The following is a 14,668-nucleotide window of genomic DNA, read 5'->3' as shown; positions in this document are numbered from 1 at the left end:
AATTCCAACGAATTTATGCATTCTTATCACAAACTATACTCATTGTATACACGTAAGAGAAACTCACTTATAGAAATTTTTTTGCAGTATATTCATTTATAAATCAGGGATAGTAAGAAACATATTGTTAAGGAGGTCTAGAAATGTCTGTTGAGAATTATGGAATTTTAAAAGGGATAGTAATTGATACGAAAAAGGAGGTTGATTTTGATACTCCACATTATCAATTAGATGTTATTGGAGAAGATGACAAGCATTACAGATGTGCAATTAATGTAATGTCAAGTTCAGCACAATCAGAAGTGTTATATTATGCCGATGAAAAATTTGATGCCAGCGAAATAACCCATTTACAAAAACTCGAAAAAGGTTATACCCCGATTAATGAAAATGAATCAAATCATTTAATCGCACTTGATTATGTACGTGGTAAACTTTTTGATCCTACCAAGATGATACCTTTACCCCATGAAGTTACCGGAAAAGATAATGATTTGAATGATTTTATTGAAAAATATATGAACAAGGCTATTAAGGAAAATGCAACTGTATATATTTACGGCTCAAAATTCGGACCTGAAGATAAAAAAGATAAGATATTTAGTTTCAAACCAACTAATGGAATGCATAATATCCACATGAACCAAGGGAACAGTGGGAGATGGAAAAAAGACAATGGAATTTACCATGACGGCGGTATATTGATCCAATTTGATAAATCTTGGGTAGCTATATTCTTAGCTTTCTTATCTCAATCATGGTGTACAAACAAACAAGGACATCCAACTAAATTTTGTGCATTTAATGACCCCGATAAAAAACATGAGTGATTAAAGCCCCCTAATAAAAAGGGGGCCCTTTATTTTAGTAAGGCTTCTAGTCTCTCTTTCGTTTTCGGTCCATAGATACCGTCCTGAGTAAGACCGTACATCGACTGGAAGCGTTTGACCGCGTTCGCCATTTTTGGTCCATAAATACCGTCTATACCGTTATTCTTCGCTCCTTTATCCGGGTAGAAATAAAGAGCCGCAAGTGCTTTTTGAATCTGCCTTACGTCGTCTCCTTTTCGCATCGGGCTTGTCACTTTATAGATGCCAGAAGGCAGCGTATATGACGTTTTCTTGCTCCTTGAGCTTGTTGTTTCTTTTTGGCTGTGCTTGTCTTGCTTGAGCTTGTTTTCCCGCCCAACTTTTTCAATTCTGCTTCAATTGCGGCCTTAACTTGATTCCATCTTCCCTCTGACAAAATCCGGTGAGGACAGTATTTCCCGTTCCAGTCTTGGTGTTTGCGGACTCGATCAACACCCCATCCGTGTTCTTTAAGTAGCTGCGCCACAAACTTAATAGCAAGCTTTTCCGCTGCCTTATATCGTGCCCCTCCTGACTTGCTATAACAAATTTCGACACCAATCGACTTACGATTCCCTGTACCGTTTGTTCCATCTCCTGTGTGCCAAGAGTTACGATTTGTTGGAATTCCTTGAATGACTTGTTTATCGTCTACTGCAAAGTGAAAACTCGTTGAGCTAGAGTTATTCTTCATGTAAGAGATTTCATTGGCTGCTGAAGCATCATTCGCAGTGTTGTGAATAGTGATCTATTCAGCTTTCATTGGGTTAGGACATTTCAATCCATACTTTGATTTAGAGACTAGATTCTTTACAACTTTAATGGCCATATATCCTCTCTCCTTCTGTTTGTGTAATAAAAAAAGCCACTGGCTTAGCCAGCAGCTTTGTCTGCGTTATTCTTACTCTGTTCTTTTTCGTTCTCAATTGTTTGTAATCGATCTGTTATTGTTGAAGGGATTTTAACACCGATCTGTGCTAAGTTTTCAGTTATTGACAAGCCTTCATTAGATATAAAAAAGAACGGTACCAAAGGTTAGGACACCGTTCAAATTGAGTACTGTATCAATCACGTTTGCTAAAATGACTGCAAAGAAATTGAGTAGCTTACGGACATAGCCAAACCATGCGCTCCGGCTTCGCAGTTTTTTGAATTTCCATGCCTTAATTACTCCTGTTAATACGTCAATTATGCTAGAACTAGAAGTAAATCAAGGTACTTCACCCCTCCAAATAAATATACTCTTGCTAAATCTAATGTTTCAAAATTGATAAACAAACTTGTCTCCTCCATTTCTAATCACCTCCTCTGAGGTAAATAAAAAAGGACAGCCGGATCTTATGAGACGGCCGTCCCTCTAACTGAAAAGTTTCCATTTGTTAAAGATGTAAGCTCCATAACAATTTCTTTAAAACCAGTAATGTTAAAAGACCAAGCTTCTGATTTCCCTTTTGTGCTAGTGGCAAATGTTCCGTCATCCACTTTCTGCCCTCTAAGGGCTCTTTTTGTTCCCGATAAAGATTTACCCCAGAACTTCAATTCACTTGTCTCAGCCGTCCCATAAACCTCAATGAGCAACGTTTTAAATGATCCAACGGTGAATGGGTTACCCTCACCTATGGTTTCTGTTTTATCGTGAAAGACAATATCCGTCGTTTTTGATTGAGTGTCCAATGGGCTAAGGTTCAGGCCTTCAGTCTGAACTTTTAAACGACCATCATCAGTTAAGCTGCTTTTTCTAGCTGAACAGAGAACGGAGCAACTGCTGTAATAGGAACAGCTTGGTTTATGTTTATATCCTCTTCACCTGCGCCCAGTGACTGGTAAAGTAAGAATTCTGATTGCTGTAGGTTACCATTTACATATCTGAAACGGAAATAGCGTTTAGTTAAATGAATCCATGCAGTCTCGCCAAGAGTATTTGCTTTAACAACCAATGAAGAGATTGCGTTGGTTTTACCGCTTCAATTGTTGTCTTATTCAAACCAAAGTTGAGCAGTGTTTTACTTTTTATTTCAGGGATTGGAGGACTTATATACACTGACTGGTTCTACTTAATACCGGCTATACTTATGACCATCCCTGGAATCATGATATTTGTAAGGAAAGAAAAAATCGCTCCTAAATCAGTTTGAACCTGAACATAAAAGAACCGCGACTGGCGGTTCTTTTAGTGTATATTCCTATATTAAATAAACTGCTTCATTATTATTGGACAGTACCATAATCAAAATCAATATCTTTCTTGTCTAAATCCCCCTTAAAATTTTTAGCATAGGTCATGGTTAAATGTGCGCTTTTATCTATCCACCAAGTTCCATCATCAGTATTGGTATCCCAAGTAACATCGATATCTCTGTCAAAATTCTCAAAAAACACCAAATCCCCAACAGCTACTGTTTTTCCGTTGATCTTGTAATATATTAGAACAATTTTCTTATCAAATATACCTGTCCCGTGCTTTACGATTGTTAAACTATAAGGCTTATTAGGACATTGCTCTTCAAGTATAACTTCAGGATTTAAAAATAAAACATAACAAATGAATAGAATTGGTACAATCGTTAACCTTTTTAATAATTTTTTATTGATATTTAACCCCTTCAACATAGCCCTCCCTTTTTAACAATCCATTTCATTTGGAATACACCCCCATCATTGAACGTATTTCCTATGAAAAATGATTTTGAACCTCATAGGAGGCCTTACATGACAGGGTTTTTGTTGTTTTTTCATTGTTTATCAAGACCTAAATCAAAAAAAGCCATAAAAAATAAGGAGTGATACATATTATACATGACTAATATGTATCACTCCTTTAGTTTTTGTTCAATAATCGCGCCCGATTGTGGAAGATCGTTATTGAACTAAAGCCCCCGATAGTTGGATAAGAAAAAGCAAAAGAACTTGCTATTTCTCAAATACATCCACCAAATTTTCAATGTTAGTTTGTTTTTCATACATACTAATAAAAAAAATAAAACCTTGTTAAAGCTTTACAGGACAAACTGAATTGACTATAGTCTAATTAGACTAAAATATTGATGTAAAGAAGTGAAAAATTAGATGATAAAGTCTTTTTTAATGTTGGGGCAGTCGAATATGGCGGGCCGTGGATTTTTGAATGAAGTAGACCCTATCTATAATGAAAAAATAAAAATGCTGCGCAATGGACAGTGGCAGATGATGACAGAGCCGATTAATTACGACCGTCCGGTTTCCGGCGTTGGCCTGGCGGCATCTTTTGCAGATGCATGGTCGAAAGCTCATCCCGATGAAGAAATTGGCTTGATCCCTTGTGCGGAAGGTGGCAGTTCATTGAATGACTGGCATCCGGAAGGCATCCTTTTTCAGCATGCTTTGTCCGAAGCCCGCTTCGCCCTCCGGTCCAGTCAAATTTGTGGAATCCTTTGGCACCAGGGTGAGAGTGACAGTTATCATTCGCTACATGAAACTTATTACGAGAAATTAACTCTTATCATCGAGACGCTAAGAAACGAGTTGAAACTTGATGAGGTACCGTTGATTATTGGAGGGCTTGGTGACTTTCTTGGGAAGACCGGTTTTGGACAGCACGCGACTGAATTTCGACAGGTTAATGAACAATTGCTGCGTTTTGCTAATGAACAACAGAATTGTTATTTTGTTACTGCAGCAGGTTTGACTGCGAATCCTGATGGCATTCATTTAGACGCAGCTTCACAACGCAAATTCGGTTACCGCTATTTCGAGGCTTTTTCGAAAAAGCACCATATCCTGAAACCCCTTTCGGGAGAGGAGCAATCACTGAAAGTGAATGGTGACTATTCTAAAACAGAACAGATTTACCTTCATAGTATGGATTTGGCTTCGGGTAAAATCACGTACGCGGAATTTGAGGCGCGGATGGCGAAGGTGATGAAACCATAATTCCCTTACTTATCCTTGGCTTGCTAATCCAAAACCCCGGAGCGCACGGCTATGAACTTCTGGCCTTAATGGAAAAACGTCATTACAAATACATTGTTAACTTCACGAAAGGTTCATTTTATTACAATCTGCAGCAACTTGAAGAAAAGTGTTTTATTGAACAGATTCAGCAGAAACCCTCAACCAGTGGGCGTGAAATCCGTAACTTTAAAGTCACAGAATCGGGAAGGGCAGAATTCGAAAAATTAATGATCAAATACGGCACCAAATCGGAATATGTGAACCTGCAATTTTATGGAGCGTTACTCTTTGCCGATGAATTCGACAAAAATAAATTACTGGATCTGATCCAATCACAAATCGACCAGACTAAAACTCGAATCGAGCTCCTTGATGAATACCTGTCCATCACTCAAGAAATTCCCGGCACAATCAATTACTTTCGCCGTATGAACGAAAATTCCCGTTCACATCACTTGGTTAATTTAGAGTGGTTCGAAAAATTGAAAGCAGAAATAGAATGAACTATTGCATAATAAAAAAATGTAATGTTAAATATATAAGAATATTAGTTACCTAAATATAAAACCTGTGTCGTAAATATCTAGTAACATCATTGATACAGGTTTTATACTCCTTCTTTAATTAAACCAGCTAATAGGGTTGTCAACACTTGCCCCCCAACAAGAGCAAGTGAATCTGCTGCGTGTTCTTCTTTTTCAATCCTTCGTATTAATAACCACTTTTTACACCTATTTAGTATTCAAGTAAGTCAACTGATTTTTCTCCTTCTTCCGCTAAACTGCTGCTTGTTCAATTAGAATTCAGATAATCCAAGACACGGTCAACTCTTTCATTGACTGAGTGATCGCCTTCAATCTTTAGCACTGGACAAGTTAAACCTGCCATCCAATGTTCATGCAAAGCTCTACTTCTAACTTCCATTCCAGCATTATCATATAAAGAAGCCCACTCTAAAAATGTTTTTGATTGTTCATATTTACTGCCACCGGCTAACACTTCGTTTCCATAACGCTGAAATTCCCTATGCCTTAATCTCTCAAGCCGTATATTTTGTGGAACCCATAAGAAGACGACAAGGTCAAAATAACTTTTTAGATCATCGCCCCAGCCACACACTGCACCAGAAAGAATCCATTTCTCATTTATTGTTAAGTCTTTTTCAAGCAACTTTCTTCTTTCAGGAATTTCTCTTTTTTTAGTGAATTTATCTATCCAATAGTAATCATCAGTATCGAGATGCGTATGAGGCAAATGCTTTGATAATGCAACACCCAATGTTGAAGTTCCTACACCAGAGGCTCCCAATATGTGAATGTTTCTTTTCATAGTTCCCCCTCCTTATTAAGCAATCAAACTCCCTGTTTGTTGCATAAGGTACTTACTATTATTTTGACATAAATCCCTAAAGACCTTTACTTTTCTAGGGAAATCCAGATGCGTGTTAAAACCATCATACTTACGATAACAGCCATTATTAAACGGATTCATATTCCATCTCCTTAGACGCATTTTCCTATGAAAAAAGTCTTGATTCCCCTATAATATTTAAACGAATCCAATTTTTAGATTGTCGTCTTTAAGGAGGTTTTTTATCTTGAGGTATACAAACAGTCATTTAGAGGATTGGATTGAAAACTTATACAGGAAGATTGATATTACAGAGCCTGAACAAATTAATTTTGAACGGATTGCCGAGGCTTTAGATATCAGTTTCATTTAAACCTGTTACAAGCTTCGCACTTAAACACAGCGGAATTTATAACATATGCTTGGACAGCCAAAAAAGTCGAATTGAACAACGATCCCTCGATGATGATTACCTTCATAAAGTGCATTCCCCTTGGGTAATGCTATGTAATAACTGTCAATGAGTATAAAAAAGCAGTAAAAAAAACCGATAGTATAAAACCAGCGGTTTTTCCCCCACTAGGCCCCCTCATAAATTGGGGCCTCTTTTTTATCTCAGTTTAGCTTGAAATTTTGCTTTCGCTTTTGGTCCGTAGATGCCGCCGTGAATCAAGTGGAACTATAATTTTAAAAGGCCCTTATCTTAATAGAAAAGGGCTTTTTTTGTATCGCCAACTAAATGATTCGCACTGCCTAAACAACAGATAATTTCACCAATATTCGGCCACATACAATCTTGTCTTTCACACGGACGTCTTTATTGTAACGGAGGTTGGTTTTGTTGGTTTTGTTGGTTTTGTTGGCCTTGTTGACCTTGTTGATTAAATGATTGTTGAGCCTGTTGAAGCGCTTGACTCATTTGATTCATGGCCTGATTAGTTTGAATACCTTGAAGAGCTTGATTAAGCTGTTGGACAGCTTGTTGGATGCTTTGCTGTATTTGTTGATCTGTTTGCTGCATTTGCTGTTGAGATTGAGAACTAAATTGCTGAATCTGCTGCTTTAATTGATTCAATTGAGAACCTTGCTGAACTTGGCCACTTTGTTGTTGAGGTGACCCTAATTGAGATACATTTTGTTCTAAGTTAGCAAGCTTCTGCTGAAGGCTTCCTAGTTCTTGTGCAAGCTCAGTATCTGTAACGTTTTTGCCCAGCAATTCCGTATGTTTTTGCTTTTGCTTCTCCTTTTGCTGCTGACTCTGCTGCTGATTATTCTTAGTCATAAAAATTCCTCCTTAAAATTAGATAACATCCTTTATATTTTTCATTTTCATCAAAAAGATGAAAGGTAATTAAAGGAATGGGGGATTCTAGTAAGAAACAAAAACCGTTTGAAGCTTTCTTATACATGTGTAGTTTCCTTACTCATCTTTTTTATCTTTATCGGTATCTTCAGGATCCTCAACCGGATCTTCAGGATCGGGATCATTATCTTGTTCATCATCTTTATTGATGGTATCGTTCTCATCAACACCTGGGATGTTGTTATCGTTATTATTTTGATCGTTTTCATTAACATCTGGAGCATTGTTATCGTTATTATTTTGATCGTTCTCATTAACATCTGGAGTATTGTTATCATTATTATTATCCTGACCGAAATTACAGCCCATTAATATAAAACTGGATAGAAATAACGTAGTTATTATTTGCAACCATTTTTTATTCATTCCCACCCTCCTCTCTTCTTTTTAATCCCTATAAGTTTGTCCAGTATGTCTACTTTAATTCGTGCAATCTTATATGCTTTTCTTGATTCCATCATTAAAATTTCCAGCATATTAATTCTTCTTTTGCGAAAATTAAGTATCGAAATAAAAATTCTCATAGGAAGTGGCTCTACGATGAATAATTTCCAGTGGATAACAACTCTTTTTAAAGCAAAAAAACTACCCCTTCTATCTGGCAAAAAAAATAGAGGGATGGTGTGGGTGTCTCTTTTAGGTTTAGGGGTTAGTCTCGCTACCATTTTTTTGAGAAAAAATAACAACAAAAAAAACAACCCAAATATGTTACAACCTATTCAAAATTTAGCTAAAAATTTCAAACAAAATAATGTAAAGCCTTCCATTCCAATATTAAATAGCACTGAATTTTCTAATGAATTAACAACTAACCAAAATATGTTTAAAACGCAAAATAACCAGAATAACGAAAAAAACAACAAAAATTTAAATGCTAATCAAAATAAATAAATGTGATTTTTTTATAGAGAAGCGAAGGAATAGCCCTTCACATCGAGATATCCCCTTTTTACGTTGATATTTTGATGTGAAGGTTTTTTCTTACGTCAATAATGCCTGGATTTTCGCTTTCGTTTCAGGCCCCTAAATGCCGTCTATGCCGTTATTCTTGGCTCCTTTATCTGGTAGAAATAAAGAGCCGCTAGCGCTATTTGAATTTGTGTAACGGACACTCCTTTTCCCATAGGGCTTGTCAATTTAAAGTCACCAGAAGAAAGCGCATATGATGATTGCTGTTGGATGAGCTGGAACCTTTCAGTTTCAACTTTTGGCCAACTGTGTAAAAAAATTTTTTGTTCAAATCCACACACCATTTTTACAGTAAAGTAATACTTTATAAAAAATGGAGGAAAAATCATGAACGATAATCAATATAAGGATTATATTATTGGGACTGTTATTTCGTTATTAGACATTCTAGTGATCATCCAAAGTAAAGATAATCAAATTTTAAAAATTGTACTTATTGTCCTTTTAAATACGGTTACAAAAGATCATTTAATACGCATTTTATTAGTTTTGTTGACTATTATCTGGAGTGAGGTTTCAGAGTAGAAAGCAGACCAGATTATGTACTAGTTGTGCGATTTTTGCCATCCTAAGCTTCTTGCACAAACATGCCCCGTTAATTGAAAACAAAAGAGCCTACAGTAGCAAACAAGGCTTTAACTCGCAGGTCGTGCGGCTTGGGTCTAATAAGAATAAGCCTCATTGGATTCTTATTAAAATAAACTGTATAAAATAACTGCTCCTTAGGCTATTTATATAGATATGACATTTATGCAAAAGATTTTTATATAATAACTCATGGTACTGGTGAGGGATTATTTTATTAATAATGCACTCACAAGTTTTCAAAATTTCGGTAATGTAGTTCTCATTGTCAAAAGGTTATTTTATGGAGTGTAATAGTAGAGGTATCAACTTGACTGTAGTGAGCAGGTGTATAGGATGATGTCCAAAACGTCTGAAATGAGTTTTCTTTTTAACCTTCTCATATATATCCGGAAACTGCTCTTTGAGCTTTTTCGTGTCAACTCGATTTGCGGCGCGAGCTTTTAAACGCCAGGCTTTGGATTGCTTGAGAGAGGATGCAAGTAAAGGGCTTATAAGTTAAGTCATCTGCTTCTCGGAGAGCTTATCAGCGATGACAAAAAATGATTTTCATAACTCTTATATATTTTCTTTCTCTGCTTCTTTTAAAAGAAATAGAGAAAGCCGGAATTTTAGATCCGGCCTCTGCTAAATCATTTTCCTTTCGCCTTTTTCCGCTTCTCCTTCTCCGCCCGATAAAACTCATGAAACATCTTCATCAGCGCCCGTTTTTCAATCCGCGATACATAGCTGCGCGAGATACCGAGTTCTTTGGCAATCTCACGCTGCGTTTTTTCCTTCTTCAAATCAAGTCCAAACCGTCCGACAATCACTTCCTTCTCACGATCATCTAAAATGTCAATGTATTGTTTCACTTTTTCAAGCTCCATATTGAGCTGGATCGTATCAATCACGTCTTCATTTTCTGATTTTAGTACATCGATCAGGCTTATTTCATTCCCTTCCTTATCCTGCCCGATCGGATCATGAAGGGAAACGTCCTTTTTTGTTTTTTTCAATGCGCGTAAATGCATAAGAATTTCATTATTAATTACAAAAGGGGGGTGCACAGATTACCGTCACTGATTGATTAAATAAATGTTGGGTCAGCTTCCTGTAATAAATGGTCAAACGTTTCTTCGCAAACGAAGGGGATACTTTAAATAGCCAAGCCACATTTATTCACTTGTTCGTACCCACGGGTTAAAAATGCAGGAGCTTGCAGATAGATGAACGCGGAAAGCACTAGTTGATCAAGTAAGGGGCAAGGATAAAAAATGGACTTCAAAGGAGTTTAATCATGAAAATGAATGATAAGATCAAGAAAATCCCTTTTTCTCATTTCGATACTCTGCAGTTTCCCTCACAATAAACGCTCTTTTGAAAGAAGTACTTCCCTGGACAGAAGAATTACTTCTTTTATTTCTCTATATCTAAATAAGTTAGGGATACTTTTAAGTTCGCGTTTTTTTCTCGAATGCGGTCAAGCAATTCTTTGTCTTTTGTCGCATTCTTACTTCGAATAATATAGGTATATAAAATCATTGTACCCAAATTGGTCGTTTCTACCTGACATAGAATATGACTCTCTGTATATTTTTCAAATATGTCATCAAGCAAATTTTGATAATTCAAGTTCTCAGGAACGGTAACTTTTAAAACTTGTGTATCTTTTCCTTTTCCATACTGAAATTTGTATAGTAGGTAAAATATTAAACTTGCAAATAAGGTTAAGACGATGGCTAGATCGAAATGAAACAGTCCACTTGTCATCCCTACACATAGACCAAAAAAGATATAAGCGATGTCTTTTGCATCTGTTACTGCACTTCTAAACCGGATGAGTGAGAATACAGCAAATAATCCAAAAGCTACGCCTGCATTTCCACTAATCACATTCATGACAACAGATACAATTACACTCATCATAATAATCGTATGAACAAATGCTTGGGAATACCGCGCTCCAGTAAAGGTTAATTGATATACTTTTGTAATGACAAGACTTAATACCGTTGCCGTCAGCATGGCCAATAAGGTCATATATATTTCTGTTCCACTTCCAACATCACTCGTTGAGAAAAACTGATTTAAAAAATCCATTATTCCCCTCCCCTAACTAGTACGTCTTCTTTCGTAATTCTAATGGGAATATCTTTCCTTTTTAATAACTCTGAACTCGCGCAATACTTTGAAGTACTTCCTTGTTGGCAGTTTAAATCCTGTAATATACGCGTCAGCCATAACGGAACACTATCATTTACTTTCACTTCTAGTACGACTAGATTTGGATCAATAAAGTTTTCGCCTTGTGAACCGTTTTCCAAAAACAGATCATCATTACGGCAGCGTAAATTTAAGTCAAATGTTACACGCAAATCAGGGTCAAATAATCCATGAAACGCATGTCGATCGTAAATTATAATCATCTCAGGCTGTAAGTTATACAAATGTCGAAAATGATGAATTTCCCGCAATACCTGTGTATTCGATGTCTCATAATCCTCTAATATCTCTTCTGATGAGTATAAATAGCGATAAGCTTCAGCTATGGGAAGGATCAATCGTCTTTTGTTTACTACCTTTTTATGCTTTTGTTTTATTTCAAAAAAAGCAGTACCGTTAATATCTGTGTTCTCGTATACACGTAAACGAAGCTTTTGCCGAAATTTTAATTTGTTCTTTGTTTCAAAGTAAATTTTGTTATCTGGGCTTTCAAAATATAAACTTTTTACGGTATATTTGCCGTCCTTCCCATATTTATCTGAGCGCATATAAGAAGATATATTCTCCACTAATTCCGCATACTGTTCTTTTGTAATTAAATACTTCTGCTCTCTCCTTCTAAAAATTTCAATGACCATTTTTCTTCATTCTCCTTTCTTATCCTTATAATTATTACTGATCTGTTTTTAAATCCGAACTCCATTCAATCACTATGTCCACTGCAAAAAATATCTTACAGCTTGATCTTTGTATCAGTACCAATAAATACATCATCTTTATTACTGATAGATCTTCGAAAAAGGAAAAAATTATAACATCCTTTGTCTTATAAAATTGGTTTTAAATGAGAACCCTTATATTCTATGAACATACTGGACTAGCTGATTGTGCTTTTAAAGGATCTTATGCAACTATAGGGGCAGTTTAGTTTAAGAGTGTTGTTTGTTTTTGTTCAACAATTGGGCCATTTAATGGAGTAAGGCTTAATGAACGGTCAGTTGAAGAAAAAAAGGTTATTTCGTTCTATTGTCGAATTTAGTCTATTTAAGAAGATTAGATTTTCAAAGGAGAAAGAGTATGCAAAAAAAGGGACAATTAGAAGTTTTTAACTTACATGAATTAATACAAGACCAAAAGGACTACACAAACTTTATCGTAAGTGAAGTAAATGACCACGCTCTTAGAATAGCTGTGATAAATGGAGAATTTCATTGGCATAAACACGACGATTGCGATGAATTATTTTATGTATTAGAAGGTGAACTTTTCATAGACTTAGAAAACAATGAAACAGTTACTTTGAAACCAGGTGAAATATTTACTGTTCCTGCTAATACAATGCATCGTACTCGTTCAAACGAACGGACAGTTAATATATGTTTTGAAAAGGCGAGTATTTACATAAAAGGAAGTAACAGTGAGTTGTAATTATCTATGGGGTTATTTCACTAAAGGGCGCGATTCTTTAATAAGAATCGCTTTTCTTATAGAACTAACGGGTGCGTTAGTTTAACAAGAAAGAGGGAACGTTATCCCCCTTATATCTTCTTGTATACCTCTGCGTAAGCGACCTTTAATTGTTCTCTCAAACCTTTATTTTCATCTTCTATTCTCTTAATTTTACGTTTTAATGATTCAATGAGAGCATCTTTGTTATTTTCATTCATTTCTCTTTTAATCTGTTTTGGAGTTGGTGCTTTTTACTTGTTGCCTGCGAAGAGTTTCAATGTGCTCATGTAATTCAATATTGTTATATAGGGTTGCTTTTGCTACCCCAGCTTCACTAGCTACACTATTGAAATTAATTCTTTCATTCGAACGCACGAGCTTTTTAATCGCTTCATCTACTTTCTGACTGGTTTTTGCTTTTCTGTTTCGATGTACTTGTTTTAGCTGAGCCTTCCGATTATAGTCAGTCATTGTTTAACACCTTCTTTCGTTTAATGCGCTCTAAACGGCCGAAGATGATATTGCCACCCTCAAGAGTGTTCAAAATGCTTTGAAAACGGTCCAAATTCCTTTTATTCTTTTCCGCAATTTCACTTCTGCCACGTAGTTGCAATGCTTCAATAGTTTTTGTGGCCGTTTTAACTAACAGCTCATACTTTTGAAGATCTAAGTTTGAAAACCCAATAGCGAGATCCTTACATGGACTACCCCCGTTACAAGTTAGGCAGGGAGGTTCTTCGGAGTAAGGACAGTTACCATTAATACGGGCATGACAGGTTCCATAGGCGTTGTCTACCGCAGTTAATTTCTGTTCCCTCCACAACATTTCTAATACATCGCTTGGAATGTCTTCATTGGGCTTTATTTCATTTACTTCACCATTCATATCAAAGCTAAAGATTCCTTGTTTAACAGCCTCCTCAAAGGCCTTACGCTTGGTGGTATCTAATAGCTTTGCATATCGCATTGTCATCTCAGGAGAAGCATGAGCTAGAAGCTCTTTAACCGTTAAAATATCTGTCCCATTGTTTAGCAGTTTAACAGCATATGTATGCCTGAATTGATGAGTTTTGAAGTGAAATGTTTTACCATCCTCGCCTAATATTTCTCGTTCAATCGAAAGTGCATTTAGATTCTGTCTAATCCATTCCTGGCTATATGGTTTCCCTTTTCTTGGCCCACGGTAACGAACAAAGATAAATTCTTCTGGATTATTCTCTTCATTGCTGCGCTTACATGAATTGTCAATAAAGACTGCGATAATAGCCGCCAACTCGTCATCAATAGGGATTTAATGCCCATTTACATACGTTTTTTGGATATCTGTGACTATCTGGTATTTGCCATTTAGTTTTACTAAACAGTCATGTTTCAAAGTGAGAACATCAGATATCCGTAATCCGGTTTTAAATGCAATCCACACTATTGGCTGTATTTCTTTATGCAGGTAATCGATTTCTCGAAACAACTGCTCTAGTACGAAATCAGGAATATAATCGACTTGATCATACGCCTTTTTCTTTTCTCTCGGTTTATCTTCAGGGAAGATAAGGATTCTGATATCTGTTTCTGGTGCCATATCATATTGATAATTCTGTATATCTATCAGAAATTTTTGCACAATATGCAGAGACTGCCGAATATATCCATTGGGATTATTAGCTTTATGTTTAATAGTGTTTTTTGAATGTATGTGAAGCCATTCCATAAACTTAAGAATATGTACACGTCTTAGCCGTTTTAAATCAAGCCATTTAGGCTCGAGTTTGGAGATGACATTCAAAAAATTAGGAATATAAGTCATATAATTGACTGCGGTCCCTCCAGAAAAGTTTTGCTTACCTAGCAACCGATGTTTAAAATATTTTTTTAGCCCATTTCTAAAATGCGGATTATATACCTTGTCAAAATTTATAAAATAATTGTCCAAACCTAATATGGGAAGCATTTTTTCCAAAAGTACTGGACG

Annotated in this window: 14 protein-coding genes and 9 pseudogenes; 7 read left to right on the top strand and 16 right to left on the bottom strand. The window is 36.1% G+C overall.

From position 1 onward, the window contains the following. Nucleotides 1-143 precede the first annotated feature (143 nt). On the top strand, nucleotides 144-830 hold the full coding sequence (locus CVV77_RS14005; protein WP_100275657.1) for a YukJ family protein: 687 nt from the start codon (nucleotides 144-146) through the stop codon (nucleotides 828-830). 29 nt (nucleotides 831-859) lie between these two features. On the opposite strand, the pseudogene CVV77_RS14000 reads toward CVV77_RS14005, so the two are convergent. The 4 genes and pseudogenes from CVV77_RS14000 to CVV77_RS13980 form a co-directional block, all read right to left on the bottom strand. Then, nucleotides 860-1,596: pseudogene (locus CVV77_RS14000) on the bottom strand (peptidoglycan recognition protein family protein). 125 nt (nucleotides 1,597-1,721) lie between these two features. Then, a pseudogene (locus CVV77_RS13995) lies at nucleotides 1,722-2,141 on the bottom strand (phage holin family protein). 45 nt (nucleotides 2,142-2,186) lie between these two features. Beyond that, nucleotides 2,187-2,794, bottom strand: a pseudogene (locus tag CVV77_RS13990) (phage portal protein); the annotation flags it as partial. Between the two features lie 262 nt (nucleotides 2,795-3,056). Continuing rightward, on the bottom strand, nucleotides 3,057-3,458 hold the full coding sequence (locus tag CVV77_RS13980) for a hypothetical protein (protein WP_100275656.1): 402 nt from the start codon (nucleotides 3,456-3,458) through the stop codon (nucleotides 3,057-3,059). Nucleotides 3,459-3,914: 456 nt separating this feature from the next. Here CVV77_RS13980 and CVV77_RS13975 point away from each other — a divergent pair, with 456 nt between their 5' ends. Both CVV77_RS13975 and CVV77_RS13970 read left to right on the top strand, forming a co-directional pair. Continuing rightward, entirely contained in the window at nucleotides 3,915-4,757 is an 843-nt protein-coding gene (locus tag CVV77_RS13975) for a sialate O-acetylesterase (RefSeq protein WP_100275655.1), read from the top strand. Beyond that, on the top strand, nucleotides 4,754-5,281 hold the full coding sequence (locus CVV77_RS13970) for a PadR family transcriptional regulator (RefSeq protein ID WP_003237203.1): 528 nt from the start codon (nucleotides 4,754-4,756) through the stop codon (nucleotides 5,279-5,281). Before CVV77_RS13975 ends, CVV77_RS13970 begins: the two co-directional genes overlap by 4 nt. A gap of 289 nt (nucleotides 5,282-5,570) precedes the next feature. On the opposite strand, the gene CVV77_RS13965 is transcribed toward CVV77_RS13970, so the two are convergent. Next, complete coding sequence (locus tag CVV77_RS13965; RefSeq protein ID WP_100275654.1) at nucleotides 5,571-6,107, bottom strand: ATP-binding protein; 537 nt, start codon at nucleotides 6,105-6,107, stop codon at nucleotides 5,571-5,573. A gap of 268 nt (nucleotides 6,108-6,375) precedes the next feature. Here CVV77_RS13965 and CVV77_RS13960 point away from each other — a divergent pair. Further along, nucleotides 6,376-6,580, top strand: a pseudogene (locus CVV77_RS13960) (ImmA/IrrE family metallo-endopeptidase); the annotation flags it as partial. A gap of 365 nt (nucleotides 6,581-6,945) precedes the next feature. On the opposite strand, the gene CVV77_RS13955 reads toward CVV77_RS13960, so the two are convergent. Together CVV77_RS13955 and CVV77_RS13950 are read right to left on the bottom strand one after the other, a co-directional pair. Then, on the bottom strand, nucleotides 6,946-7,410 hold the full coding sequence (locus CVV77_RS13955) for a hypothetical protein (protein ID WP_100275653.1): 465 nt from the start codon (nucleotides 7,408-7,410) through the stop codon (nucleotides 6,946-6,948). Between the two features lie 138 nt (nucleotides 7,411-7,548). Beyond that, nucleotides 7,549-7,857: a hypothetical protein gene (locus CVV77_RS13950; RefSeq protein ID WP_100275652.1), complete on the bottom strand. Its 309-nt coding sequence runs from the start codon at nucleotides 7,855-7,857 to the stop codon at nucleotides 7,549-7,551. A gap of 174 nt (nucleotides 7,858-8,031) precedes the next feature. Between CVV77_RS13950 and CVV77_RS22445 the strand changes: the two genes are divergently transcribed. Then, nucleotides 8,032-8,382: a hypothetical protein gene (locus CVV77_RS22445; protein ID WP_250622108.1), complete on the top strand. Its 351-nt coding sequence runs from the start codon at nucleotides 8,032-8,034 to the stop codon at nucleotides 8,380-8,382. A 135-nt stretch (nucleotides 8,383-8,517) separates the two neighbouring features. On the opposite strand, the pseudogene CVV77_RS22440 reads toward CVV77_RS22445, so the two are convergent. Further along, a pseudogene (locus tag CVV77_RS22440) lies at nucleotides 8,518-8,707 on the bottom strand (N-acetylmuramoyl-L-alanine amidase); the annotation flags it as partial. An 80-nt stretch (nucleotides 8,708-8,787) separates the two neighbouring features. Here CVV77_RS22440 and CVV77_RS13935 point away from each other — a divergent pair. Next, nucleotides 8,788-8,985, top strand: a complete 198-nt coding sequence (locus CVV77_RS13935; RefSeq protein ID WP_100275651.1) for a hypothetical protein — start codon at nucleotides 8,788-8,790, stop codon at nucleotides 8,983-8,985. 336 nt (nucleotides 8,986-9,321) lie between these two features. Here the strand turns inward: CVV77_RS13935 and CVV77_RS22435 are convergent. From CVV77_RS22435 to CVV77_RS13920, 5 genes and pseudogenes are all read right to left on the bottom strand, one after another. Next, nucleotides 9,322-9,474: pseudogene (locus CVV77_RS22435) on the bottom strand (hypothetical protein); the annotation flags it as partial. A 203-nt stretch (nucleotides 9,475-9,677) separates the two neighbouring features. Beyond that, nucleotides 9,678-10,076, bottom strand: a pseudogene (locus CVV77_RS13930) (sigma-70 family RNA polymerase sigma factor); the annotation flags it as partial. Continuing rightward, nucleotides 10,072-10,203: pseudogene (locus CVV77_RS22065) on the bottom strand (ImmA/IrrE family metallo-endopeptidase); the annotation flags it as partial. The pseudogenes CVV77_RS13930 and CVV77_RS22065, both read right to left, overlap by 5 nt. A gap of 240 nt (nucleotides 10,204-10,443) precedes the next feature. Continuing rightward, complete coding sequence (locus CVV77_RS13925; protein ID WP_084994238.1) at nucleotides 10,444-11,127, bottom strand: DUF4956 domain-containing protein; 684 nt, start codon at nucleotides 11,125-11,127, stop codon at nucleotides 10,444-10,446. Then, entirely contained in the window at nucleotides 11,127-11,888 is a 762-nt protein-coding gene (locus CVV77_RS13920) for a polyphosphate polymerase domain-containing protein (protein ID WP_100275650.1), read from the bottom strand. Before CVV77_RS13920 ends, CVV77_RS13925 begins: the two co-directional genes overlap by 1 nt. A gap of 439 nt (nucleotides 11,889-12,327) precedes the next feature. On the opposite strand from CVV77_RS13920, the gene CVV77_RS13915 reads away from it, so the two are divergent. Beyond that, entirely contained in the window at nucleotides 12,328-12,678 is a 351-nt protein-coding gene (locus tag CVV77_RS13915) for a cupin domain-containing protein (RefSeq protein ID WP_100275649.1), read from the top strand. Between the two features lie 110 nt (nucleotides 12,679-12,788). Here CVV77_RS13915 and CVV77_RS13910 read toward each other — a convergent pair. The 3 genes and pseudogenes from CVV77_RS13910 to CVV77_RS22590 form a co-directional block, all read right to left on the bottom strand. Further along, nucleotides 12,789-13,170 (bottom strand): annotated as a pseudogene (locus CVV77_RS13910) (DUF6262 family protein). Then, the gene (locus CVV77_RS22595) at nucleotides 13,163-13,984 is read right to left on the bottom strand and encodes a tyrosine-type recombinase/integrase (protein ID WP_309300186.1); all 822 of its coding nucleotides are present in this window, start codon (nucleotides 13,982-13,984) and stop codon (nucleotides 13,163-13,165) included. Before CVV77_RS22595 ends, CVV77_RS13910 begins: the two are co-directional and overlap by 8 nt. 6 nt (nucleotides 13,985-13,990) lie before the next feature. Beyond that, nucleotides 13,991-14,656, bottom strand: a complete 666-nt coding sequence (locus CVV77_RS22590; protein ID WP_309300185.1) for a hypothetical protein — start codon at nucleotides 14,654-14,656, stop codon at nucleotides 13,991-13,993. Nucleotides 14,657-14,668: the final 12 nt, after the last annotated feature.

The organism is Bacillus sp. SN1, from assembly GCF_002796895.1.
In the GTDB taxonomy this organism is placed as follows: Bacteria; Bacillota; Bacilli; order Bacillales; family Bacillaceae; genus Bacillus; species Bacillus inaquosorum.
Note: the sequence above shows the minus strand (reverse complement) of the source record. Positions and strands in the feature narration are given on the sequence as shown.

What these genes read in the sequence shown, in the direction of transcription:
- CVV77_RS14005 (WP_100275657.1), top strand. Translation starts at nt 144, where the DNA reads ATGTCTGTTGAGAATTATGGAATTTTAAAAGGGATAGTAATTGATACG.
- CVV77_RS13980 (WP_100275656.1), bottom strand. Translation starts at nt 3,458, where the DNA reads ATGTTGAAGGGGTTAAATATCAATAAAAAATTATTAAAAAGGTTAACG.
- CVV77_RS13975 (WP_100275655.1), top strand. Translation starts at nt 3,915, where the DNA reads ATGATAAAGTCTTTTTTAATGTTGGGGCAGTCGAATATGGCGGGCCGT.
- CVV77_RS13965 (WP_100275654.1), bottom strand. Translation starts at nt 6,107, where the DNA reads ATGAAAAGAAACATTCACATATTGGGAGCCTCTGGTGTAGGAACTTCA.
- CVV77_RS13955 (WP_100275653.1), bottom strand. Translation starts at nt 7,410, where the DNA reads ATGACTAAGAATAATCAGCAGCAGAGTCAGCAGCAAAAGGAGAAGCAA.
- CVV77_RS13950 (WP_100275652.1), bottom strand. Translation starts at nt 7,857, where the DNA reads ATGAATAAAAAATGGTTGCAAATAATAACTACGTTATTTCTATCCAGT.
- CVV77_RS22445 (WP_250622108.1), top strand. Translation starts at nt 8,032, where the DNA reads ATGAATAATTTCCAGTGGATAACAACTCTTTTTAAAGCAAAAAAACTA.
- CVV77_RS13935 (WP_100275651.1), top strand. Translation starts at nt 8,788, where the DNA reads ATGAACGATAATCAATATAAGGATTATATTATTGGGACTGTTATTTCG.
- CVV77_RS13925 (WP_084994238.1), bottom strand. Translation starts at nt 11,127, where the DNA reads ATGGATTTTTTAAATCAGTTTTTCTCAACGAGTGATGTTGGAAGTGGA.
- CVV77_RS13920 (WP_100275650.1), bottom strand. Translation starts at nt 11,888, where the DNA reads ATGGTCATTGAAATTTTTAGAAGGAGAGAGCAGAAGTATTTAATTACA.
- CVV77_RS13915 (WP_100275649.1), top strand. Translation starts at nt 12,328, where the DNA reads ATGCAAAAAAAGGGACAATTAGAAGTTTTTAACTTACATGAATTAATA.